Raw genomic sequence first — 22,785 nt, forward strand, 5'->3', positions numbered from 1 at the left:
GTCACCCGGATTGGGGTCTGAACCGCTTCACGATCGCCTGCTGGATGGTGTCCGCATGTTCGCCATATTCCTGCGCGCGGCGGCCATACATCTCCGCCACCGCGGCCCGTCCGGCCCGGATCGCCTCCTGCTGCATCCGCGTGACCAGTTCGGTCCGCTCCATCATGATCCGCAACGCGACCCGGAATGCGTCGTCGACGGCATTGTCGTGTAGCGCTTCCAGCGCCTTGGCGGTATAGCCATGCCCGGTCTGACAGCGATAGCGCAGCGGCTGCGCGTCCTTCACCTCGGACAGCACGCCCGAACAATTGAGGCACGTCATGGTGACGACGTCGCCGATCTGCGCGATCCGATCCGGATTGGACGGGCCGCCCAGCGCGATATCCACCTCGATCGCCAGATCGGGCGGCACCGCGCGCGCGACACCGGCGGGCTCCCCGGTCAGCCGTACGATCACCGACCCCAGCTCCGCCGCCGGCACGACATGATCGACGAAGCCGGTGGCGATGGCATTGCGGGGCATCTCGTCATAATCGGCATCACCTGGGTCCTGCACCACCACCATTCCGCCGCAGCGCCGGATCGCCGCCAGCCCCGCCGCACCATCGTCCAGCATGCCCGACAGCAGCACGCCGATCGTTCGCGCACCCGCCATGATCGCGGCCGACCGGAACAGCGGATCGATCGCCGGCCGCGCCAGATTCTCCCGCGGCCCGATCCCCAGCTGCACCCGCCCGTCGATGACCAGCAGATGCCGGTCGGGCGACGCGACCAGCACCGTCCCCGGCCGGATCATGGCGCCGTCCGCCGCAGCTTCGACCGGCAAGGCGCAGTGCCGCGACAGCGTCTGCGCGATCGTCGATGGCCGCGCGGGCGGCAGATGCGTGACGATCAGCACCGTCGCCGGCAGGTCCGCCGGCAACGCCGCCAGGATCCGTTCCAGGGCCACCAACGACCCCGCCGACCCGCCGATCACCACCAGATCATGCCCGGTCACTGCCGCGCCGCCTTCCTGCACCATGGGTTCGCCGCTGCTCAGACGACCATGTCCAGCTGCTCGCCGGGCGCATCGAACCCGCCGTCGCGGTCGGCCACGATCACGCCGGCCACGCGCAGCTGCTGTTCATACGCACTCGCCATGCGGCTGTGCGCCAGTCGTGCCTGAATGCTTTCGGCATCGATCGCGCAACGACGCTCCTGCCGCGCGCGCTTCAGAATGTAGGACAGGTCTTCCTGTTGCACGGGGTTTCTCCTGGTTCACATACCTGTTTCCCTGCTACGGCGCGCGCCCTGGTCTCGCGACATCCTATGTTACGGATGCGACTTGATCGCGATCAATCCAGGATCGACTGGCATCCGAGTGGCGAAATCGCCTTAACCTGCATCACGTGGCCGTGGCGAACCGAACCAATTCTTCGCTTCATCGTTACGTCTTCAATCCCTTGGTTCTGGAGGACCATCATGATTCGCGTGTCTCTTTTCGTAATATTGGCCGCTGCCGCACCCGCCGTGGCGCAGGCACCGGAATCGCCTTCCGCCTTCGTCAAGATGGCCGGCGCCAGCGACCTGTATGAAATGCAGTCCAGCCAGGCCGTGCTGAAGACGACGAAAAACCCCGCAGTCCGCAAATATGCGCAGACCATGATCAAGGACCATGGCAAGACCACCGCCAGCGTGATGGCCGCCGCGAAGGCCGCGAAACTGCCGATGACCCCGCCCGCGCTCGACAGCGAAAAGGCGGCGATGATCCAGCAGCTGAACGGCACCACCGGCACCGCGCGCGATTCGCTCTACCTGACGCAACAGGCGATGGCGCACCGCCAGGCGCTAGCGCTGCACCAGGGCTATTCCGCCGACGGCAGCCAGCCCGCGTTGAAGGCCGCCGCGACGAAGGCGGTTCCGATCGTGCAGCATCACATCATGATGATCGACCAGATCAAGGCGCGCTGATCGCTCTCCTCGACTCTGACCCAGGACAATCGTCATAGCGCATTCTCTGAAACCGCTCTCCGAACAGGTGATCGTCATCACCGGCGCCAGTTCCGGCATCGGACTGGTGACCGCCCGCATGGCGGCGGAGCAGGGTGCACGCGTCCTGCTCGTCGCGCGCAATGCGGCGGCGCTGGCGGATGCGGTGTCCGCCATCCGGTCGGCGGGCGGCGTCGCCGATCATGCGGTCGCCGATGTAGGGGATGCCGCGCAACTGTCCCTCGCGGCGGAAAAGGCGCTTGCCTGCTATGGTCGGATTGACGCCTGGGTGAATTGCGCCGGCGTGGCGATCTATGCGCCGCTGCTCGATACGCCGCATGACGAGCATCACCGCCTGTTCCGGACCAACTATTTCGGTACGGTCCATGGTTGCCGGATCGCGGTTGCGCATCTGCGTGACCGCGGTGGTGCGCTCATCACGGTCGGGTCGATCACGTCGGAACTCCCGACCCCGATCATGGGCGCCTATGCCGCGTCCAAACATGCGGCGAAAGCCTATGTCGACGGGCTGCGGATGGAAGTCATGGCGGCCGGGCTGCCGATTTCCGTCACGCTGATCAAGCCGTCGGGCATCGACACGCCCATCGCCCGGCACGCCGCCAATCATGTCGAGGGTGAGGCACGCATTCCGCCGGTCGTCTATGATCCGGCGCTGGTCGCGCGGGCGATCCTCGACGCGGCCGTCCATCCCCGCCGCGAAATGACGGTCGGCGGCGTCGGTCGGGCACAGGTGCTGTTCGGCCTGCACTTTCCGGCCATGTTTGACCGGCTGTCGCGCTTCATGATCCCGATCCTGTCCAATCCCGCCGTGCCGAAGACGCTGGGCGACAATCTGTTCGCGCCGATGCCGGACGGATCGCCACGCGGGGCCCAGCCGGGGCGGAAGACCAGCGGCTATACCGCCGCCGAACGCCATTCCACCGCGACCGCACTTGGCAGCCTCGCACTGCTGGCCGCCGGTGCCGCCCTGCTGGCCCGCCGCCGTGTGGGGCAGACGGGTGCGGCATCGCACTGGACGGACACGGATCTCGACCTGTTGCACAGCCTGAACGAAGGCGGGGCGACGCAGGAGCAGATGGCTCGGCGCCTCGGCCGCCCGGTTTCGGAAATCCACCGCGTCCTGCCCACGGTCCAGTCCCGGCCCGACCGGATCCCGGTCCAGACCGCCGACCACGGTGCCAATGCCTGGTTCGGTGCGGACGAGGAAGGCGATGTCCCCCCTCCGACCGGTCGACCGCTGAACGACACCGCGGCCTGGGTTCACACCTGATCCAGACCGGGCCTCATCCCCCGAACCGCTGCATCGCGTCCAGCGTTTCGGGGCTCAGATGATGCTCCAGTCCTTCCGCATCGGACTCCGCCGCCTCCTGCGGCACGCCCAGCTTCAGCAGGAACGCCACCACCATGTCGTGGCGCGCACGGGCCGCCGCTGCCATCGCCGTGCCGTCCTCCGTCAGGAAGATCGATCGGTAGGGGCGGCTTTCCACCAGCCCGTCGCGCTTCAGGCGGTTGAGCGTGTTCGCGACGGTCGCTGTCGTCACGCCGAACCGTTCCGCCAGGTCCACGACCCGCGCCTCCCCCCGATCCGCGATCAGTGCCGCGATCAACTCGACATAATCCTCCTGCACCTCGGTTCGGTGGGCAAGGCGCACGCGGGTGAAGCGGCGCGCCTGGTCGCGTGGATCGGGTAGCGGCATCGCGTCATTCTCCCGAAATCTCCCTGCCATACGCTCGCGAGCAGATCAATTTAGCTCTGGCTAAAACTTTTAGCGGAGATATGGGTTAAGGCCGCACGGAGGACGTCGCATGGATCAGGAAACAGGGACCGGGCGGCTGCGCGTCAAGTTGCCCAGCCTGCCGGAGGTATTCCGCACCGTCGCAATTCCGGTGCGGGCCCGCTTCTGGCGGAAACTCGCCGCCTTTTCCGGCCCCGGTTATCTGGTCGCGGTCGGCTATATGGATCCGGGCAATTGGGCGACCGATCTCGCCGGTGGCTCGGCGTTCGGCTACACGCTGCTCTCGGTCATTCTGCTGTCGAACGTCATGGCGATCCTGCTGCAATCGCTGGCGGCAAAGCTCGGCATCGCCACCGGCCGCGATCTCGCCCAGGCCTGTCGCGACGGCTATCCCCGGCCGATCGGGATCGCGCTCTGGCTACTCTGCGAACTGGCGATCGTCGCGTGCGACCTGGCGGAGGTGATCGGCACCGCGATCGCGCTGCAACTGCTGTTCGGCCTGCCGCTGGTCTGGGGCATCTGCATCACCGCCTTCGACGTGCTGCTGCTGCTGCTGCTCCAGAACCACGGTTTCCGGAAGCTGGAGGCGTTCGTCATCACGCTGCTGGTGGTGATCGCCGGTTGCTTCGTCTACGAACTGGCGCTTTCGCAACCCGCCTGGTCGGCGGTGATGGCCGGGTTCGTGCCCGACGCGCGCATCGTCCGCGATCCGGCGATGCTCTACATCGCGATCGGCATCATCGGCGCCACCGTCATGCCGCACAATCTCTACCTGCACTCCTCGATCGTGCAGACACGCGCCTTCGCCACCGATCCGGCAGGGAAGCGGGAGGCCATCCGCTTCGCCACCATCGACAGCACCGTCGCATTGATGCTCGCTCTGTTCATCAACGCCGCGATCCTGATCCTCGCCGCATCCGCGTTCCACACCAGCGGCCAGACCCGCGTGGCGGAAATCCAGGACGCGTATCAGCTGCTGTCCCCCACCCTCGGCGCCGCGGCCGCCAGCACGCTGTTCGCGGTCGCGCTGCTCGCCTCCGGCCAGAACTCCACGGTCACCGCGACGCTGGCGGGGCAGATCGTGATGGAAGGGTTCCTGCACGTCCGCCTCACCCCCTGGGTCCGCCGGCTCATCACGCGCCTGCTCGCGATCGTGCCCGCAGTCGGCGTCGCGATCGTCTACGGCGAACAGGGCACCGGAAAGCTGCTGGTGCTCAGCCAGGTCGTGCTCAGCATGCAGCTTCCGTTCGCCGTCATCCCGCTGGTGCAGTTCACCAGTGACCGGACCCGCATGGGCGAATTCGTGAACCCGCTCTGGCTGAAACTCGCCGCCTGGGTGATCGCCGCGATCATCGTCGGCCTGAACATCAGGCTGCTGCTGGGCGTCGCCGGTCTGGTGTGAACCGCCGGGTCACAGAAACAGTTCGGCGACCGCATCCACGATCGCATCAGCATCCAGCCGGTAACGGCGATAAAGATCGGGCAGGTCGCCGGTCTGCCCGAAGCGGTCGGTGCCAAGCGGGCTGACGCGCATGCCCCGCACCCCGCCCAGCCATGACAGCGTCGACGGCGCCCCGTCCAGGATCGTCACCAACCCCGCCGCGGGGGCCAGCCTGTCCAACAGCGTTTCCGCGTGGCAACGCGGGCGCGTCGCCCCGTTCCAGCGTCCGGCATGGCGCGCGGACCAGTCGCGGTGCAACAGATCGGGCGATGTCACCATCAGCAGCCCCAGCCCCGGCAGGTCGTCCGCCAGCATCGCCTGCGCGGCCAGCACCTCGGGCGTGATCGCACCGGTGAAGACGATGGCCGCATCGCGGGCGCCGCCGGGTGGGACCAGCCAATATCCGCCCTTCAGCGCATCGGCCTGCCAATCGCTGTCGTGCCGCGCGATCTGCGGGATCGTCCGTGTGGACAGCCGCAGATATACCGACCCGCCGTCCTCCGCCTGCATGTGGTCGAACGCCCAGCGCATGATGAGCGCGAGTTCATCGGCAAAGGCGGGTTCGAAATAGGTCAGGCCCGGCTGCCCGATCCCGATCAGCGGTGCGTTGATCGACTGGTGCGCCCCGCCCTCCGGCCCCAGCGTCAGCCCCGATGGCGTCGCGACCAGCAGGAAACGGGCATCCTGGTAACAGGCATAGTTGAGCGCATCGAGCCCGCGCGCGATGAACGGGTCGTACACCGTCCCGATCGGGATCAACCGCGTCCCGAACAGCGGACCGGCCAGCCCCAGCGCCGCCAGCATCAGGAACAGGTTGTTCTCGGCGATGCCCAGTTCGATGTGCTGGCCGGCGCCGTGCCCTGCCCATTTCTGCGCCGTCGGAATCCGCGCCGCCGAAAACACGTCGGCCAGTTCCTGCCGCCGGAACAGCCCGCGCTGGTTTACGAAACCACCAAGGTTGGTCGACACGGTGACGTCCGGCGATGTCGTGACGATCCGATCCGCCAGCGCACGGGCCGCGGGATCGGCGCTCTTCGCCAGATCGAGCAGGATCCGTCCGAACGCTGCCTGCGTCGACCACGCGCTTTCGGCGGGCACCGGCAGGATCGCGGGCACCGGTACTGCGGTCACGGCCATGGGCGCCGGCGGCCTGGCCAGAGCGCAGGCATCGACCACCGCCCGCACCCGTGCCGCGACATTGTCGCCCAGCCCGCCATACGGCGCCCATTCCGCACCGGGCGCGATCCCCAGCCGGTCGCGCAATCCTTCGATCTGGCCGGGATTCATCAGGCCGGAATGATTGTCCTTGTGCCCCGCGAACGGCAGGCCATAGCCCTTGACCGTATAGGCGATGAACAGGGTCGGCACGGCATCGTCGCACCGCGCGAACGCCTCCAGCAATGTCGCGATGCAATGTCCGCCCAGATTGGTCATGAGTGATGCAAGCGCGTCGTCATCCCGGCCCGCGATCACCGCCAGGCTGTCGGGCGATGCCGCCAGATCGGCGGTCAGACGCGCCCGCCACGCGGCCCCGCCCTGATAGGTGAGCGCCGCGAACTCCGCATTCGGGCACGCGTCGATCCAGTCTGCAATCTCCTGCCCACCCGGCAACGCGAACGTCTCGCGCTGGCGCCGGCCATGTTTCAGCGTCTCGACCCGCCATCCGCATGTCTCGAAGATATCGTCGAACCGGCGGAACATCCGGTCCGCGGTCGTGCTGTCCAGCGACTGCCGGTTATAATCGACGATCCACCAGCAATTGCGGATGTCGTGCTTGTACGATTCGATCAGGCACTCATAGATATTGCCCTCGTCCAGCTCGGCATCGCCCATCAACGCGATCATCCGCCCGGCCTGTGCCTCGTCCAGGTCGCCATGCGCGATCAGATAATCCTGGATCAGGCTCGCGAACGCGGTGATCGCCACGCCCAACCCGACCGAACCCGTCGAGAAATCCACCGGGATCGTGTCCTTGGTCCGGCTGGGATAGCTTTGTGCCCCACCCCACCCGCGATACCGCTGCAACGCGTTCAGCGATTGCTGCCCCAGCAGATAGTGGATCGCATGCAGCACCGGGCCGGCATGCGGCTTCACGGCCACCTTGTCGGCCGGCCGCAACGCGCCGAAATACAGCGCGGTCATGATCGCGGTGATCGACGCGCAACTCGCCTGATGCCCGCCGACCTTCAATCCGTCGCGGCTTTCCCGCACCGCGTTTGCATGGTGGATCGTCCACGACGACAGCCAGCGCAGCCGCGTCTCGATCGCTTCCAGGATCGTGACGGTTTCGGGATCGGTGCCCGCCGTCTGCGGGTCTGTGCTGGTCTCCATCCGCGCTACGATACCGGCTCCGGCGACCGGCGCGATCACAATTTCGACATGGCCGTGTTCCGCAAAGGCATCGGAGGCATCGGAGGCGTCGGCGGCAGCGTCGGCGGCACCTCGGCGCGCCGACCGGCTACCCCGCCGCCTGCCGCGCGGCAAACTGCGCGATCAGCCAGCTGCGCACCAGGCTGATCGACGGGTCGGCCAGGTCATCCGGCCGCAGTTTCAGATAATAGCCGAACCCGTCGTTGATCGCGGCATCGTGCGGCACGACCAGCCGTCCGGCCGCGATTTCCGGCGCAAACATCTCGACATCCGCCAACGCGACGCCATTCGAATGCATGGCATAGGACACCGCCGACGACAGCGTATCGAACGCCAGCCCGCGATTGGCATCCAGCGCGATCCGGCTCTGCCGGGCGAACGTGCTCCACAGCAATCCCCGTGGCTCGCCCGCCAGCGTGACGTGCAACAGGTCGTTGTCCGCCAGGAACGCCTCCAGCGACTTGCCGGGATGGCGCGCCGCCACCGCGGGTGAACAGACCGGAGCGACCCGGACCAGCCACAGCAGGTCCGTCACGCGATCATCGATGTTGGGCCGATCGAACACGATCGCCATGTCGGTTTCGTTGCGCGGCAGGCCCGTCACCGGCGAACTGGAAATATCGATCCGGATGTCGGGATATTCCGCATGAAACGCACCGATCATCGGCATCACCACCTGTTGCAGCAGCGACGGCGGAATATGGATGCGGATCGGGCGGCCTGCCTGCGGATCGACCCCGATGGCGTTCATCGTATGCTCCAGCCGGTCGAACGACCGCCGCACCTCCGGCAACAGCGCGGCGCCGGCGGGGGTCAGCACCAGTTTCTGCCCGGATCGATCGAACAGCTTCTGGCCCAGCATCTCCTCCAGGCTGATGATATGGCGGCTGACCGCGCTCTGCGACACGTTGAGCGCCTGCGCGCCTGCGGTGAAGCTCAAGCGCTGGCCTACCGCATCGAACGCCCGCAACGCATTCAACGGCAGCCAGCGGCGATTGACGGTTTTTGGCTTCGCGATGGGCCTGCTCCTGACTGATCCGGTCGATCCGGATAACAACCACTTTCGCGCCGGCACGCAACCGTCACGATCCATGGTGCGACACACCGGGCGGCGCGTCTCCTGATTTTCACATGCCATCATGCGCAAATGCGATTTTCCGCGATACGGCCGGTCATGCGAGATCATCGGCATGGGGACTGGAGACCGGCGTTGGACCTGACGGGCATATCGACTTGGCTGAACGCGCGCCCCGCGGGCCATTCGCTGCCGCAGGGGCTGTACACGACGGCCGAAGCGTTCGATTTCGATCTTGCGGCCATCTTCGGCACGTCCTGGTTGCTGGCCGGGTTCGAGGCGGAGGTGCGCGCGGCCGGCGACTATCTGTCGTTCATGGTCGGGCGTTGGCCGGTGCTGGTGGTGCGCGGTCGCGACGGCACCCTCCGGGCGTTCCACAACAGCTGCCGCCATCGTGGGTCGATCCTGTGCGCGCCCGGCACCGGCACTGGTGCGCGGCTCACCTGCCCCTATCATCGCTGGACCTACGGGCTCGATGGGCGACTGCTGGCGGCCGGCCGGATGCCGGATGATTTCGACAAGGGCGCGCACGCGTTGAAACCGGTGCATTTGGAAAGCGTCGCCGGCGCGATCTTCGTCTGCCTGGCGGAAACGCCGCCGGACATCACTGTCCTGCGCCGCGATCTGACGCCGCTGCTGGCGCCGCATCGGCTCCACCGGGCGAAGGTGGCGTTCAAATCCACGCTGGTCGAATATGCCAACTGGAAACTGGTGATGGAAAACGGACGCGAATGCTATCACTGCGCGACCGGCCATCCCGAACTGTCGCGGACCTTTCCCGTCACGGCGTCCGAATATTTCGATCTCGAAGCCGATGCCGCACGCGCCTTCGATCAGCGGATGCTGACGCTCGGCCTGCCCGGCGGCCCGGCTGGCGAGGATTGGTGGCAGGCGGTGCGCTTCGCGCTCAATCCCGGCACCGTCGCGATGACGACGTCCGGCGATTTCAGCGTGAAAAAGCTGATGGTGGAGGCGGGCGGCGGCGACATCGGCTCCCTCCGCTGGGCGATCGAACCGAACAACTTCTGCCATTCGACCAGCGAATATACGTTCTGCTTCAACGCGATGCCGGTATCCGCCACGGAAACCCACGTCGTCGCGACCTGGCTGGTGCACGAAGATGCGGTAGAGGGCGTCGATTATGATCCGGAGGAATTGATCCACCTCTGGACGCAGACGAACCTGCAGGACAAGGCATTTGCGGAAAACAACCAGCTCGGCATCAACTCGCCCGGCTACACGCCCGGTCCCTACAGCCCCGAAGCCGAATCGCTGACGCTGCGCTTCGTCGACTGGTATTGCGCGCGCGCCGCCGACTATGTCGCAAGGGCGGCCGCATGACGCGCAGCGCAAGCCCCGACTGGCATCCCGAAACGCTGGCGGTGCGCGCGGGCTACGACCCCGCCGGCGCGGCCAATGCGGCCAAGCCGCCAATCTACATGAGTTCGACCTTCGCCTACGCCTCCGCGCGCCAGGCGAAGGACATTCACGAGGCCTATTTCGACGGCACCGGGCCGGAGGTCGGCCGCCCGGGCCACATCTATGCCCGGCTGGGTCATCCCAATCTCGACATGGTGGAAGCCCGCCTGGCCGCGCTCGACGGCGCGGAGGGCGCGGCGGTGTTCGCCAGCGGCATGGCAACGCACAGCGCCATCGCGCTGGCCTATCTCCGCCCCGGCGACAGTGTAGTGTTCAGCCGCCCGATCTACGGCGGTACCAATGGCCTCTATACGACGCTCATGCCCGCCTTTGGCATCACGCATGCCGAATTCACCGACGGGTGCGACCCTATGGATGTGGAGGCCGCGGTCGCGACCGCCTGTGCCGCGGGGCCGCTCAAGCTGATCGTCGTGGAAAGCCCCGCCAACCCCACCGCCGCGATCGTCGACATCGCGATGGTCGTCGCGATCGCGGACGCGGTCGGCGAACGGACCGGGCTGCGGCCGGTGGTGGTGGTGGACAACACGCTGCTCGGCCCGATGATGCAGCGGCCGATCGCACTCGGCGCCGATCTGTGCATGACCTCGCTCACCAAATATTGCGGCGGACACAGCGACCTGCTTGCCGGCGGCGTGTCCGGACGCGAAGCGGTCGTAGCCCCGCTGCGGCTGTTGCGGACCACTCTCGGCAGCCATCTCGATCCCTACACCAGCTGGCTGATGCTGCGGTCGATGGAAACGGTCCATCTGCGCGTCGAACGCGCCATGGCCAATGCGCGGGTCGTGGCGGAATATCTCCGCGATCACCCGAAGGTCGCCGGCATCACCTATCTCGGTTTCCTGCCGACGGGTTCGGCGGCGCGTGCGGTCTATGACCGGCAATGCCGGGCGGCGGGGTCGACCTTTTCGTTCGCGGTCGTCGGCGGGGAGGCGGAGGCGTTTCGCTTCCTTGACCGATTGCGCCTGCTCAGCTTCGCTGTCAGCCTGGGCGGGTCCGAAACGCTCATCACCCATCCCGCGACCACGACCCATTATGCGCTGGACCCTGCAGAACGTACGGCGGGGGGCATCACGGATGCCACATTGCGGCTGTCGGTCGGAATCGAACATGCCGATGATCTGGTCGCCGATCTCGCACAGGCGCTGGACGCGATTTGATGGCGATCGATCCTCACGCCATCGACGGCAAGATTGCCCTGCCGGAACAGCATTTCGACGTCGTGGTCGTCGGTGCCGGTCCGTCTGGCACTGCTGCTGCCATCGCCGCGGCGGACGGCGGCGCTTCGGTCCTGCTGGTCGATGAAAACCCGGTCGCGGGGAACGCGATCGGCACCGATGTGCCGCTGTTCTACGGCGGCCGGATGACCGCGGCGGTGCAGCAACCGGGCCGGATGCTGGAACAGATCGTCGCGACCAACCCGCTGATCGAACGCGCCTTCGATGCCGGCGTCGACGTACGGCTGGCGACCGTCGCCTGGGGCCTCTATGTCGCCGGCCCCGACCTGCGCGCCCTGCCGGGTCTGCTGCTGGGGATTGCCGATGCCGATGGCGCGGCGATGGTCGGCTTCGATCGCCTGATCCTGGCCACCGGTGCGCGCGACGTCGTGATCGGCTTTCCCGGCTGGAACCAGCCCGGCGTCGTCGGCGCACGCGGCTTTGCGGCATTGCTGACCCGATATGATGCGCTGGCCAGCCGGCGGGTGGTGGTGATCGGGTCCGATGCGATCGGCCTGGAAACCGCCCTGCTGGCGATCGACCATGGCATCGCCGTCGCGGCCGTCGTCGACATCGCCGATCGCGTCCAGGGCGATGCCGCCTTGGCCGATCGCGTCGCGGCGGCGGGGATCCCGATCCTGCTGAACCGGACGATCGTCGCCACGCACGGCGGCACCGACGGTGTCGCAGGCGTCACGCTGGCGTCGCCCGCTGGCGCGGACGACATCGCATGCGACACGATCATCCTGGCGATCGGCGTCACCCCCGCCACCGAATTGCTGGAGGCCGCAGGCACGTCGCCGGGGGGCGCGATCACGCTGATCGGGGATTGCGCGGGCCTGTCGACGCCCGACCCTGCCCGGCTGCTCGCCTGGGCCGATGCACTGGGCCGTCACGCCGCGCCCGACATGATCATGTGCCAGTGCGAGGATGTGACCCGCGCCGATCTCTCCGGCGTGCAGCCGCCGTCCTATCTGCCGCGGCCGACGGCGATGGCGAACCGCTCGCTGGCCACCCTGCTTGGCGACGGCCCCGGCCACCCCGATCAGATCAAACGGCTGACACGCGCCGGCATGGGCCCGTGTCAGGGCCGCCGTTGCCGGGATCAGATTCGCTGCCTGCTCGCACGGGAACAGGGCGTGCCGCTGTCGTCGGTTCCCGTCGCCAGCTACCGGGCGCCGGTGCGTCCGGTGCCGCTTCGCGTCCTGGCGGATTGGCAGGAAGGGACCGACATGGCCGCCGGCTGGGACGTCTGGTTCGGCATCCCGACGCAGTGGACCCCCTATGCCATCATCGGAACCGCCGAAGAGGCCGATCATGTCTCCGGCCTGGGCGGCAACATGCATGTCTGACCGCAGCCTGCCCGCGGGTGCCTCGGTCGTCGTGATCGGGGCGGGCGTCACCGGGCTCAGCGCAGCCTGGTGGCTGGCGCGCGACGGCGTGGACGTCGTGGTGCTCGACAAGGGCGTGGTCGGCTGGGAAGCGTCCGGCCGCAACGGCGGCGGCGCATCCCATTATCAAAGCCCGCTGTTCGCGGAGGAACAGCGGCTGTGGCCGCAGCTGGATGCCCTGCTCGGCTATCCCACCGAATATCGCCCCGAACGGATCATCATCCAGCGCGATCCCGACCTGCTGGATCACTATCGTGCGGTCGGGCGGATGTGCACGGCCATGGGTTATCCCGTCGATGATCTCGACTCGCGCCAGGCGCAGGAACTGGTCCCGCTGACCGACGCCAGTTGCCTGGGCGGTATCCATCTGCGCTTCGGCGGCCATGCCAATCCGCAACGCACGGTCCAGGCCTATGGCTGGGCGCTGCAGGATCTGGGCGGGCGCGTGGTCCAGCATTGCCCGGCGCAGGCGATCGAACTGCGCGGTGGCCGTGCCGCCGCGGTGGTCACGCCGCTTGGAACGATCGCGTGCGACGCACTGGTGGTCGCGGCCGGGCCGCAGTCGGAGGCGCTGCTGGCGCCGATCGGCATCCGCTTCCCGCTGGCCGCGGCGCGCGCGGAAATGATCGTGACCGAACCAGCCCCGCTGATGGCGATCGGCGGCGTCGACGGCAACGGCCTTTATGGTCGCCAGACGCTGCGCGGCAATCTGGCATTCGGTGGCGGGCCGCATGAATGGGTGGCGACGTCGCCGGATGGCCCCGGCGCGCGCCCCACCTCGCCGCTGGTCCGCAATCTGGCGCGGCGCGTGGCGGAAATGTTTCCGAAGGCCGCGGGGCTGAACGTCATCCGGTCCTGGGCCGGCATCATCGAAAACACGCCGGACGGCCGCCCCATCCTTGATCGCCCGGCCGATCCGGGCAACGTGACCGTCGCGACCCTGTCCGGCGTCGGCTTCGGCCTGTCGCCCGCCAGCGGCCACGCGATCCGCGATCTGGTGACGGACGGAACCTGCTCGTTCGCCGACATCGCCAAGCTTGGCCTCGCGCGGTTCGCGAACCTCGAACCCGACTGGCGCGCCGTGCGCGGGTGGGCGGCATGACCCGCTACTCCGCACTGGCGCTGCTGAAGGCCGGGCTGACCGGACAGCGTGGCTGGGGCCGTGCATGGCGCGATCCCGAACCGCGCGCCCGGTATGACGTCATCGTGATCGGCGGCGGCGGCCATGGGCTGTCGACCGCTTATTATCTGGCGAAGGTCCACGGCGTCCGCTCCGTCGCGGTGCTGGAAAAGGGGTGGATCGGCGGCGGCAACACCGGCCGCAACACCACGATCGTCCGTTCCAACTATCGTCAGAAGCCGCTGCACGACCTGTTCGAATTCTCGCTCGATCTGTGGGACGGGATGAGCGACGATCTCAATTACAACGTGATGTTCAGCCCGCGTGGCGCCCTGTTCCTCGGCCATTCGGATGGGGACATGACGCTGCTGGCGCAGCGCGGCGATGCCCTGCGTTGCTCCGGAATCGCGGCCGAACTGCTGTCGCGCGATCAGGTCCGCGCGCTCGTGCCCCTGCTCGACATGTCGGAAACGGCGCGCTTCCCCGTGCATGGCGGGCTGATCCAGCGCCGCGGCGGCACTGCGCGCCACGATGCCGTCGCCTGGGGCTATGCCCGCGCGGCCGATCGGCTGGGCGTCGACGTCATCCAGAATTGCGAAGTGACCGGTTTCACCATGGCCGGCGGACGGGTGACCGGCGTGGAAACCAGCCGCGGCGCGATCGGTGGCGACCGGATCGGCATCTGTGTCGCCGGCAACAGCGGCCCGGTCGCCGCGCTCGCCGGCCTCAAACTGCCGATCGAAGCGCAGACGTTGCAGGCGTTCGTGACCGAACCGGTCAAGCCGATGATCGACACCGTCATCATGTCGCAATCGCTGCACTGCTATATCAGCCAGTCGGACAAGGGCGGGATCGTGCTGGGCGGCGACCCCGATCAGTTCCCCAGCTATGCGCAGCGCGGCCTGCCCGACCGCATCGAAAAAGCCGCGGCGGAGGCGATCGCGCTGGTCCCCGCTTTATCGCGGCTGCGGATGGTGCGCTGCTGGTCCGGCACGACCGACATGAGCTTCGACGGATCGCCGATCCTGTCCGCGCTGCCGGTCGACAATCTCTATCTGAACGGCGGCTGGTGCTATGGCGGGTTCAAGGCGACGCCCGCTTCCGGCTGGTGCTACGCGCATCTGCTGGCGACGGGCGAAAGCCACCCGCTCGCCCGCGCCTTCGGCCTGGATCGGTTCGCATCGGGCGCCACGATCGACGAAGCGGGGGTCGGCTTCATGCCGCAATTGCGCTGATGATGCAGATCGTTTGCCCCTTTTGCGGTCCACGCGCGCAGGCGGAATTCGCCTATGAACGCACGCTCGATTCCATCGTGACGCTGGCGATGTCGGCCGAGGACGCGGTGGCCCGGCTCTATGCGCGGGCCAATCCGCGCGGGGAAGATGACGAACTATGGCGGCACGGCTTCGGTTGCCGCCAGTGGATCGTGCTGAGCCGCGACCGCCGGACGCACCGCATCCTGTCCGCCGCCTTCTACGATCCGGCGATGCACGCATGACCGGCCCGCACCGCATCGACGGCAGCGCGGGCACGCTCCGCTTCACCTTCGACGGCCGCGCGATGACCGCGCGCGCCGGCGACACGCTGGCGGCCGCCCTGCTCGCCAACGGCGTGTCGCTGGTCGCGCGCAGCTTCAAATATCACCGCCCGCGCGGCATCCTGTCGGCCGGTGTCGAGGAACCGAACGCGCTGGTCACCGTCGGGGAGGACGGCCGGACCGAGCCGAACAGCCGCGCCACCGACATCCTGGTCTATGACGGCCTCGTCGCGCGCAGCCAGAATGCCTGGCCGTCGCTCGCGGTCGATGCCGGCGCGGTCAACGGCCTGCTCGCCCGCTTCCTGCCGGCCGGCTTCTACTACAAGACCTTCTTCGGCCCGCCGGCGCGCTGGATGGTCTATGAACGCCTCATCCGCCGCGCCGCCGGGCTCGGCAAGGCGCCGGTCGCGGCCGATCCCGACCGTTACGAGCATCGCAGCGCCTTTTGCGACCTGCTCGTCATCGGCGGCGGACCGGCCGGCCTTGCCGCCGCACAGGCCGCGTCCGGCGACGGGATCCGCGTGCTGCTGGTCGAACAGGATTCGGTTCTTGGCGGCAGGGCGCTGCGCGACGGGCGACCGGTGACGATCCCGGTCGCGGACGGCCTGCGCATCCTGCTGCGCACCACGGCTTCGGGTGCCTGGGATCATGGCTTCGTCACCCTGACGCAGCGGCTGGTCGAACCGGGTCAGGCCCCCGCGGCCGGCATGCCGGTCCAGCGGCTCTGGCACGTCCGCGCCGCGCGCATCGTGATCGCGACCGGCGCGATCGAACGGCCGCTGACCTTTGCCGGCAATGACCGCCCCGGCGTGATGCTGGCCGGCGCCGTCCGCCAGTATATCCACCGGCACGCGGTGCTGCCCGGCCGCCGCGTCGTGATCGCCACCAACAATGACGATGCCTATCGCACCGCCGATGCGGTGGTCGCCGCAGGCGGGGAGGTCGTCGCCATTCTCGACAGCCGCGCCAGTCCGCCGCCCTCGCCCCACCGTGTATTCGCGGACGCGATCCCGCTCGCGGTGGAGGGGCGCGGTCACCTTGCCGCCGTCGTCGCCGGCATCGCCGGCCAGACGCGGCGCTTCGCCGCCGATCTGCTCGGCATGTCCGGCGGCTTCACGCCCACCGTTCATCTGCACAGCCAGGCCGGCGGCGCGCTGGAGTGGCGCGCCGACATCCAGGCGTTCGTGCCGGGCCGGGGCCCCGACGGTATGACCAGCATCGGCAGCGCCGCGGGCGATGTCGACCGTGTCGCCCCCGTTCCGGCCACGCTGCACGACCCCAAGCACAGCTTCGTCGATTTCCAGAACGACGTGACCGCCGCCGATATCGCGCTCGCCTGGCGGGAAGGCTATCGCTCGGTAGAACATCTCAAACGCTACACCACGCTGGGCATGGCGACCGATCAGGGTAAGACCAGCAACATGGCGGCGCTGGCGCGGCTTGCGGCATCGGGGGGCACCACCATCCCGCACGCAGGTCTGACGACATTCCGCCCGCCCTATACGCCGCAGACGCTGGGTGCGCTTGCGGGTGCCGACGGCGGCGGCCATGCCGCGCCCGACCGGCGCATCGCGCTCCATGCCTGCCACGCGCGACACGATCCGCTGTGGCAGCCGCTCGGCCTGTGGCATCGTCCCCGCGCCTATCCGCTGGCCGGGGAAACGCTTCACGCGGCCGCGCTGCGCGAAGCACGGGCGGTGCGGACCATGGCGGGCATCGTCGACGTGTCGACCCTGGCAAAGTTCGCGATCAAGGGGCCGGACGCCGCCGCCTTCCTGGAAATCGTCTGCGCGACCGGCATTGCCAAGCTTGCGGTCGGGCGTGGCCGCTATACCGTCATGCTGCGCGAAGACGGCATGGTGATGGACGATGGCACCGTCTGGCGGCTGGGGGAGACCGACTATCTGCTGACCAGCTCGACCGGCGGCGCGGAACGGATGGAGGCGCATCTCGGCTATGCCCACCGCGTGCTGGCGCCACAGCTCCAGGTGTCGGTCGTGGGGCAGCAGGAACATTTCGCCGGAATCGCGCTTGCCGGTCCACGCGCGGCGGCGGTGCTGCGCGACCTGGCCGGCATCGTCCCGCCGACGCATATGGGGCTGGCGCACGGCATCGTCGCCGGGGTGCCGGTGCTGATCCTCGCCGCCAGCTACAGCGGCGAACGCGCGTTTGAAGTCTACGCCGCCGGCCATCATGCCGCGCCGGTGTGGGACGCGGCGGAACGCGCGGTCACGGCGATCGGCGGTTGCCCGTACGGCCTGGAAGCGCTGGAGTTCCTGCGGATCGAAAAGGGGCATATCGTGATCGGGGCGGAGGCCGATGGCCGAACGACGCCCCACGACCTTGGCCTGCACCGCATGCTGCGCAAGGCGGGCGGCTATATCGGTGCGCAGGGGCTCACCCGGCCTGCCCTGGCCGCGCCCGACCGGCGCCAGCTGGTCGGTCTGGTGTCCGACGACCCGATTCCGGAGGGCGCGATGCTGCTGCCCCACGATGGCGCGGATGCCCAGGGGCATGTCACCTCGTCGGGCCCGCGCGTGGTAGAGCCCGGATCGGCGGCGCTTGCGCTACTGGCCGGCGGTGCGGCCCGGATCGGCGAGACGCTGATCGCCAGCTCCCCCACGCGCGACCGGCGGGCGCGGGTGACCGTCACGGCGCCGGTCTTCCACGATCCCGAAGGGACACGCTATCGTGATTGACGCTGTGATCCGCTTTGCGCCGGCGCACGATGCGGTCGCGGTCGATCTGTGGGACGGCGATCTGCCGATGCTGCCGGACATGCGTGCGATCCAGGTCGAACCGCGGCGCTGGTGGGTGTTCGGCGCACCGGACATTGCCGACGCGATCGGCGACCGCGGTGCCGCCAGCCCGTTCGGCGGCGGCCTGATGCGCGCGACCATCACGGGACCGGGCTGGCGCACGCTGTTGTCGATCAGCGCCCTGTTCGACGTCGAACATCCGGGCTTCGGCGTGGGCCAGGTGGCCAGCACCGTGATCCACCATGTCCCGGTGCGGATCGTCGTGGTCGGGCCGGACGTGTGCGACCTGTATTGCCCGGCCAGCCTGGCAGGCACCTTGGAATCATTGTGGCGCACCGCCACTGCGGGGGGAACGGACGGATGAGCGCGACCACGCCAACCTTGTCGCGGGCGCGCTGGTACGTCGTCTTCGTCCTCGGGCTGGTCTATGCGCTCAACATCGCCGACCGCTATGTCGTGTCGACCGTGCTGGAATCGATCCGGATCGAGTTCCAGCTGTCCGATGCGGGCGTCGGCTGGCTGACCGGCGTGTCGCTGGCCCTGTTCTACATCAGCGTCGGTCTGCCGATCGCGCGACTGGCCGATCGCGCAAACCGGCGCAACATCGTCGCGGCGGCCATGATTCTGTGGTCCGCGATGACGGCGCTGCTCGGCCTGACCCAGAATTTCTGGCACTTCCTGGCGGCGCGGATCGGCGTCGGCGTCGGCGAAGCGGGCGGGACGCCGCCGTCCACGTCCATCATCGCCGATTATTTCCCGCGTGAACGCCGCCCGTTCGCGTTGACACTCTATGCGCTCGGCCTGCCGCTGGGGGCCTGGCTCGGCTCCAGCGTCGCGGGTGCGGTGGTCGATCATTTCCACAGCTGGCGCGCGGCGTTCATCGCGCTCGGCGTGCCTGGCGTCCTGTTCGGCTTCATCATCCTGCTCACCGTACGCGAACCGAAACGGGGCCGCTTTGAACTGGTCGCCGCCGCCGGCGCGCCGCACGCGACCTTCGATGAAACGGTCCGTTTCCTGTGGCGGCAACGCTCCGCATGGCACATCAACGCGGCGGGCACGGTCATCTGCTTCTGGGGCTGGGGCCTGCTCTACTGGACGCAGACGTTCCTGGAACGCGCCTACGGCCTGACCACGGCGGAGGCTGGTGCCCGGCTGGGCACCATCTATCTGTGGGCCGGCATCGCGGCGACGATCGGCACCAGCGTGATCCTGGCGATCCCCGCGATGCGCGCACCGAAACGGATCGCCTGGTTCCTGGCGGGCGTCGTCTTCTGTTCGACGGTGCCCTCATTCCTGATCTACTGGACGCATTCGCTGCGCATCGCGACGCTGATGCTGTGGATCGTCGTCCCCGCCATCTATCTCTATGTCGGGCCGACGATGGCGCTACTGCTCAATTTCCTGCCGGCGGCGATGCGGGCGCAGGGCATGGCGATCAGCCTGCTGACCGCGAATGTCGCCAACCTGATCGTCGCGCCGGTGCTGGTCGGCTGGATCAGCGATCGTCTCGCCACACCGCTCGGCAGCAACAGCGAATCGCTGCGTTATGCGCTGCTCGCTTTGTCGCTCACCGGCTTCTGGGCGGCCTATCATTACTGGATCAGCGTCCGGACCTTCGACGCCGACGATGCCCGCATCCGCGAGACGCCGGTGGCGTCGGCCATGTTCCAGGGGGCCTGACCCACCGTGCCGCACTTCATCCTCGTCCTGTCCTGTCCCGACCGCCCCGGCGTGGTCGCCGCGGTGTCGGCGCATATCTTCGCCTGCGGAGGCAACATCCTGGAGTCCAGCCAGTATAACGACCCGGACAGCGACCGCTTCTTCCTGCGCACCGCCTTCGTGCTGGCGGACGAGGCGCAGCGCGCCGCGTTGCAGGCGGGGTTCGACGATCTGGCCGGCCGCTATGCGATGGACCTGTCGCTGCGCGCATGCGGCGCCCGGCAACGCGTGCTGATCCTGGTGTCGAAATTCGATCATTGCCTGGTCGATCTGCTCTATCGCCAGCGGATCGGCGAACTCGACATGGATGTCGTCGGGATCGCATCGAACCATCCGCGCGCCGCGCTGGGCGACCCCGATTTCGGCGATATCCCGTTCCACCATCTGCCGGTGACCGCAGCGACCAAGCCCGATCAGGAAGCACGCATCCTGGCGCTCTGTGACGAAACCGGCGCCGACCTCATCGTGCTCGCCCGCTATATGCAGATCCTGTCGGACGATCTTGCCCACGCCCTGTCGGGCCGCTGCATCAACATCCATCACAGCTTCCTGCCCGGCTTCAAGGGCGCCCGCCCCTATCATCAAGCGCATGCGCGCGGGGTGAAGGTGATTGGCGCAACCGCGCATTATGTCACCGCCGATCTCGATGAAGGCCCCATCATCGAACAGGATGTGGAACGGATCAGCCATGCCGACACGCCGGACGATCTGATCCGCAAGGGTCGCGACATCGAACGCCGCGTGCTGTCACGCGCGGTTGCGCTCCACCTTGCGGGCCGGGTGCTGATGAACGGCGCGCGGACCGTGGTGTTCCGGGATTGACGATGCTGATCGCTGCCTTGGCCGCCGCCGCGACGACCGCCCCGGCGGCGGCGTATCGCGATCCCGCCGCCTGGCTGTGCCGCCCCGGCCGGGCGGATATCTGCGCCCGTGCACCGGCGGTCACGGTGGTGGACGGGAACGGCGCGATGCGCCCGGCCCCCGCCCGCCGTACCGGAACGCCGGGCGCCGACTGCTTCTATGTCTACCCCACCGTCTCGCGCGATCCGGGCGGCAACAGCGACCTGATCGCCGGGCCGGAGGAGCGCGGCATGACGGAGGCGCAGTTCGCGCCGTTCCGGGCCGTCTGCCGCACCTTCGCGCCACTCTATCGCCAGGTGACGTTGACCGCGCTGCGGGCGTCGTTTGGCGGCGGCGGCATTCCCGGCGATTTCGACCTGGCTTATCGCGACGTGCGGGCCGCCTGGCGCGACTATCTGGCGCGGGACAATCATGGGCGGCCGTTCATGCTCGTCGGGCACAGCCAGGGATCGCTGCTGCTCAAGCGCCTGATCGTGGAGGAGATTGACGGCAAGCCGATCCAGTCCCGCCTGCTGTCCGCGATCCTGCCCGGAACGGCGATCCTGGTGCCGCAGGACGCGGTCGTCGGTGGCGATTTCCGATCGATTCCGCTCTGCCGCGCGGACGCGCAGACCGGATGCGTCGTCACCTGGGCCAGTTACCGGGATACGGCGCCACCGCCTGCCAACGCGCTGTTCGGCGTGTCGACCCGCGCGGGCATGGTGGCCGGTTGCACCAACCCTGCCCGCCTGGGCGGTGGGCAGGCACCGCTCGACTCCATCCTCGGCGCGCCGTGGTGGCGGGGCGGCGTCGCGCAATATGATCGGCCGGACGCCGGCTGGCGCGTCGGTGCGCGCGCGGTGCCGACCCGCTTCGTGGCGATGCCGGGGCTGCTGTCCGCCCGCTGCCGGGTGTCCGGTACGACCTCCTATCTGGCCGTCCACGTTGCGTCCGGTGTGCCGCAACCGCTGGCCGATACCGTCGCAAGTACCGGCGCGATCGGGGACGTCGCCTATCCGGATTGGGGGTTCCACGTCATCGACATGGCCATCGTGCAGGGCGATCTGCTCCGCCTCGTGGAACGGCAACGCGCCGCCTATCGTCCCCGGCGATAGGCGGCTGCCGCATCAGAACTTCATCTTCGCGCGTACGCCCACCGTCCGCGGACGGGCCAGGGTTATCCGGCTGCCGGCCTGATAGACTTGATAATAGGTTGCGCGCACGATGTTCACCACATCGACACCGTTGGCCAGGTTGTTGCCATAGACGCCGAATTCGAACTGCCCGATGTCATAGGCGATCGCCGCGCTCAGATTATGCGATTCCGGGATCACCGCGAACGTCTGGCTCGGGCCGTTCTGCGTCAGCACGCCGCCGACCAGCTTTGTCGCGAAATTGTTGAACGTCGTGTTCTGGGTCGATTGATATTGATAGGTCAGTTGCAGGTGCAGATCGCCCGCACCCAGCGACCGGTCATAAAAGGCGCCCGCCGCCGCCGTCCATTGCGGGTAATAGGGCGTCCGGTCGCCATCGAAAGCACCGACCGTCGGAATATCGCCATTGGCCTTGGAACTGTTGTAGGATCCGCTGAGCGACAGCGTCAGTTCCGGCGTCGCCTTGATCATCGATTCCAGCTCCAGCCCCTTGCTGGTGATCTTGCCCTTGTTGTCGGTGAAGAAATAGGAACAGTCGAGCCGCAGCCGCGTCTGCACGTCCGACCAGTCGATATAATAAGCGCTGGCGTTCAACGTCACCCGGCCATCGGCCAGCTTCGCCTTCTCGCCGATCGTATAGTTCCACAATTTGTCCGGCCCGAACGTCGCCGGCGCGGCGGAATAGCCATAGGCGGCCAGGTTCTGCGTACATTGCCCCGCAATGCCGGCGGTGCCCAGCGGTACCGGCTGGTTGCCGCCGCCATATCGGAAACCCTTTGCGACCTCGCCATACACCATCACATCGTCATTGACGTGATAGGAGATGTTCGCGCGCGGATTGGCGCCGTTCGACTTCAGTCGCGCGTCGATCGTCAGCGGGACGTTGTTGACCACGCCATAGACGCCGCTGGAAAACAGCGAATAGGTCTCCTTGAAGTCGAAATAGCGGACACCGGCCGTCAGATCCAGCCGGTCGGTGGCGTGCCAGGTTCCATCGGCG

21 protein-coding genes are annotated in these 22,785 nt (G+C 67.9%); 15 read left to right on the plus strand and 6 right to left on the minus strand.

What is annotated here, in order from left to right:
• Position 1: 1 nt before the first annotated feature.
• Complete coding sequence (locus tag VF649_RS11520) at positions 2–1,021, minus strand: chemotaxis protein CheB (protein WP_331012099.1); 1,020 nt, start codon at positions 1,019–1,021, stop codon at positions 2–4.
• A 14-nt stretch (positions 1,022–1,035) separates the two neighbouring features.
• The gene (locus VF649_RS11525; protein ID WP_331012100.1) at positions 1,036–1,242 is read right to left on the minus strand and encodes a hypothetical protein; all 207 of its coding nucleotides are present in this window, start codon (positions 1,240–1,242) and stop codon (positions 1,036–1,038) included.
• 219 nt (positions 1,243–1,461) lie between these two features.
• Between VF649_RS11525 and VF649_RS11530 the strand changes: the two genes are divergently transcribed.
• Positions 1,462–1,950 (plus strand): DUF4142 domain-containing protein, encoded by a 489-nt coding sequence (locus tag VF649_RS11530; RefSeq protein WP_331012101.1) that lies wholly within the window; start codon positions 1,462–1,464, stop codon positions 1,948–1,950.
• Between the two features lie 46 nt (positions 1,951–1,996).
• Positions 1,997–3,259, plus strand: coding sequence for an SDR family oxidoreductase (locus tag VF649_RS11535; protein WP_331012120.1), 1,263 nt, complete (start codon positions 1,997–1,999; stop codon positions 3,257–3,259).
• A 13-nt stretch (positions 3,260–3,272) separates the two neighbouring features.
• Here the strand turns inward: VF649_RS11535 and mntR are convergent, their stop codons facing one another.
• Positions 3,273–3,716 (minus strand): manganese-binding transcriptional regulator MntR, encoded by a 444-nt coding sequence (gene mntR / locus VF649_RS11540; RefSeq protein ID WP_331012102.1) that lies wholly within the window; start codon positions 3,714–3,716, stop codon positions 3,273–3,275.
• A gap of 79 nt (positions 3,717–3,795) precedes the next feature.
• On the opposite strand from mntR, the gene VF649_RS11545 reads away from it, so the two are divergent.
• Positions 3,796–5,127 (plus strand): Nramp family divalent metal transporter, encoded by a 1,332-nt coding sequence (locus VF649_RS11545; protein WP_331012103.1) that lies wholly within the window; start codon positions 3,796–3,798, stop codon positions 5,125–5,127.
• Between the two features lie 9 nt (positions 5,128–5,136).
• Here VF649_RS11545 and VF649_RS11550 read toward each other — a convergent pair whose 3' ends face one another.
• Together VF649_RS11550 and VF649_RS11555 are read right to left on the minus strand one after the other, a co-directional pair.
• Positions 5,137–7,497 carry a transketolase gene (locus tag VF649_RS11550; RefSeq protein WP_331012104.1) on the minus strand — a complete coding sequence of 787 codons (2,361 nt, stop codon included), beginning with the start codon at positions 7,495–7,497 and terminating at the stop codon, positions 5,137–5,139.
• A 127-nt stretch (positions 7,498–7,624) separates the two neighbouring features.
• A complete protein-coding gene (locus VF649_RS11555; protein ID WP_331012105.1) occupies positions 7,625–8,476 on the minus strand; it encodes a LysR substrate-binding domain-containing protein in 852 nt (283 codons plus the stop codon).
• Here VF649_RS11555 and VF649_RS11560 point away from each other — a divergent pair.
• The 12 genes from VF649_RS11560 to VF649_RS11615 all read left to right on the plus strand — a co-directional run bounded on the left by VF649_RS11560 (position 8,466) and on the right by VF649_RS11615 (position 21,746).
• A complete protein-coding gene (locus VF649_RS11560) occupies positions 8,466–8,660 on the plus strand; it encodes a hypothetical protein (RefSeq protein WP_331012106.1) in 195 nt (64 codons plus the stop codon). The genes VF649_RS11555 and VF649_RS11560 overlap by 11 nt on opposite strands.
• An 86-nt stretch (positions 8,661–8,746) precedes the next feature.
• On the plus strand, positions 8,747–9,952 hold the full coding sequence (locus tag VF649_RS11565; RefSeq protein WP_331012107.1) for an aromatic ring-hydroxylating dioxygenase subunit alpha: 1,206 nt from the start codon (positions 8,747–8,749) through the stop codon (positions 9,950–9,952).
• On the plus strand, positions 9,949–11,208 hold the full coding sequence (locus VF649_RS11570) for a cystathionine gamma-synthase family protein (RefSeq protein WP_331012108.1): 1,260 nt from the start codon (positions 9,949–9,951) through the stop codon (positions 11,206–11,208). The genes VF649_RS11565 and VF649_RS11570 overlap by 4 nt, the downstream gene beginning before the upstream one ends.
• Positions 11,208–12,617, plus strand: a complete 1,410-nt coding sequence (locus tag VF649_RS11575; RefSeq protein ID WP_331012109.1) for an NAD(P)/FAD-dependent oxidoreductase — start codon at positions 11,208–11,210, stop codon at positions 12,615–12,617. Before VF649_RS11570 ends, VF649_RS11575 begins: the two co-directional genes overlap by 1 nt.
• Positions 12,610–13,758 (plus strand): FAD-binding oxidoreductase, encoded by a 1,149-nt coding sequence (locus tag VF649_RS11580; RefSeq protein WP_331012110.1) that lies wholly within the window; start codon positions 12,610–12,612, stop codon positions 13,756–13,758. Before VF649_RS11575 ends, VF649_RS11580 begins: the two co-directional genes overlap by 8 nt.
• A complete protein-coding gene (locus VF649_RS11585) occupies positions 13,755–15,011 on the plus strand; it encodes a sarcosine oxidase subunit beta family protein (protein ID WP_331012111.1) in 1,257 nt (418 codons plus the stop codon). The genes VF649_RS11580 and VF649_RS11585 overlap by 4 nt, the downstream gene beginning before the upstream one ends.
• Positions 15,011–15,274 (plus strand): sarcosine oxidase subunit delta, encoded by a 264-nt coding sequence (locus VF649_RS11590; protein WP_331012112.1) that lies wholly within the window; start codon positions 15,011–15,013, stop codon positions 15,272–15,274. Before VF649_RS11585 ends, VF649_RS11590 begins: the two co-directional genes overlap by 1 nt.
• A complete protein-coding gene (locus VF649_RS11595; protein WP_331012113.1) occupies positions 15,271–18,012 on the plus strand; it encodes a 2Fe-2S iron-sulfur cluster-binding protein in 2,742 nt (913 codons plus the stop codon). Before VF649_RS11590 ends, VF649_RS11595 begins: the two co-directional genes overlap by 4 nt.
• Positions 18,005–18,436 (plus strand): sarcosine oxidase subunit gamma, encoded by a 432-nt coding sequence (locus VF649_RS11600; protein ID WP_331012114.1) that lies wholly within the window; start codon positions 18,005–18,007, stop codon positions 18,434–18,436. The genes VF649_RS11595 and VF649_RS11600 overlap by 8 nt, the downstream gene beginning before the upstream one ends.
• Complete coding sequence (locus tag VF649_RS11605) at positions 18,433–19,752, plus strand: MFS transporter (protein ID WP_331012115.1); 1,320 nt, start codon at positions 18,433–18,435, stop codon at positions 19,750–19,752. Before VF649_RS11600 ends, VF649_RS11605 begins: the two co-directional genes overlap by 4 nt.
• A 6-nt stretch (positions 19,753–19,758) precedes the next feature.
• Positions 19,759–20,613 (plus strand): formyltetrahydrofolate deformylase, encoded by an 855-nt coding sequence (gene purU, locus VF649_RS11610; RefSeq protein WP_331012116.1) that lies wholly within the window; start codon positions 19,759–19,761, stop codon positions 20,611–20,613.
• Between the two features lie 2 nt (positions 20,614–20,615).
• Positions 20,616–21,746 (plus strand): DUF3089 domain-containing protein, encoded by a 1,131-nt coding sequence (locus VF649_RS11615; RefSeq protein WP_331012117.1) that lies wholly within the window; start codon positions 20,616–20,618, stop codon positions 21,744–21,746.
• 12 nt (positions 21,747–21,758) lie between these two features.
• On the opposite strand, the gene VF649_RS11620 is transcribed toward VF649_RS11615, so the two are convergent.
• Positions 21,759–22,785, minus strand: a 1,027-nt coding sequence (locus tag VF649_RS11620; RefSeq protein WP_331012118.1) for a TonB-dependent receptor domain-containing protein, incomplete at its 5' end; no start/stop codon positions are given.

Origin of the sequence: Sphingomonas sp., assembly GCF_036387535.1 — a bacterium.
Classification (GTDB): Bacteria; Pseudomonadota; Alphaproteobacteria; order Sphingomonadales; family Sphingomonadaceae; genus Sphingomonas_R.

Coding starts and splice junctions, on each gene's coding strand:
- VF649_RS11520 (WP_331012099.1), bottom strand. CDS start 1,021: ATGGTGCAGGAAGGCGGCGCGGCAGTGACCGGGCATGATCTGGTGGTG.
- VF649_RS11530 (WP_331012101.1), top strand. CDS start 1,462: ATGATTCGCGTGTCTCTTTTCGTAATATTGGCCGCTGCCGCACCCGCC.
- mntR (WP_331012102.1), bottom strand. CDS start 3,716: ATGGCAGGGAGATTTCGGGAGAATGACGCGATGCCGCTACCCGATCCA.
- VF649_RS11545 (WP_331012103.1), top strand. CDS start 3,796: ATGGATCAGGAAACAGGGACCGGGCGGCTGCGCGTCAAGTTGCCCAGC.
- VF649_RS11550 (WP_331012104.1), bottom strand. CDS start 7,497: ATGGAGACCAGCACAGACCCGCAGACGGCGGGCACCGATCCCGAAACC.
- VF649_RS11570 (WP_331012108.1), top strand. CDS start 9,949: ATGACGCGCAGCGCAAGCCCCGACTGGCATCCCGAAACGCTGGCGGTG.
- VF649_RS11575 (WP_331012109.1), top strand. CDS start 11,208: ATGGCGATCGATCCTCACGCCATCGACGGCAAGATTGCCCTGCCGGAA.
- VF649_RS11580 (WP_331012110.1), top strand. CDS start 12,610: ATGTCTGACCGCAGCCTGCCCGCGGGTGCCTCGGTCGTCGTGATCGGG.
- VF649_RS11585 (WP_331012111.1), top strand. CDS start 13,755: ATGACCCGCTACTCCGCACTGGCGCTGCTGAAGGCCGGGCTGACCGGA.
- VF649_RS11590 (WP_331012112.1), top strand. CDS start 15,011: ATGATGCAGATCGTTTGCCCCTTTTGCGGTCCACGCGCGCAGGCGGAA.
- VF649_RS11595 (WP_331012113.1), top strand. CDS start 15,271: ATGACCGGCCCGCACCGCATCGACGGCAGCGCGGGCACGCTCCGCTTC.
- VF649_RS11605 (WP_331012115.1), top strand. CDS start 18,433: ATGAGCGCGACCACGCCAACCTTGTCGCGGGCGCGCTGGTACGTCGTC.
- VF649_RS11615 (WP_331012117.1), top strand. CDS start 20,616: ATGCTGATCGCTGCCTTGGCCGCCGCCGCGACGACCGCCCCGGCGGCG.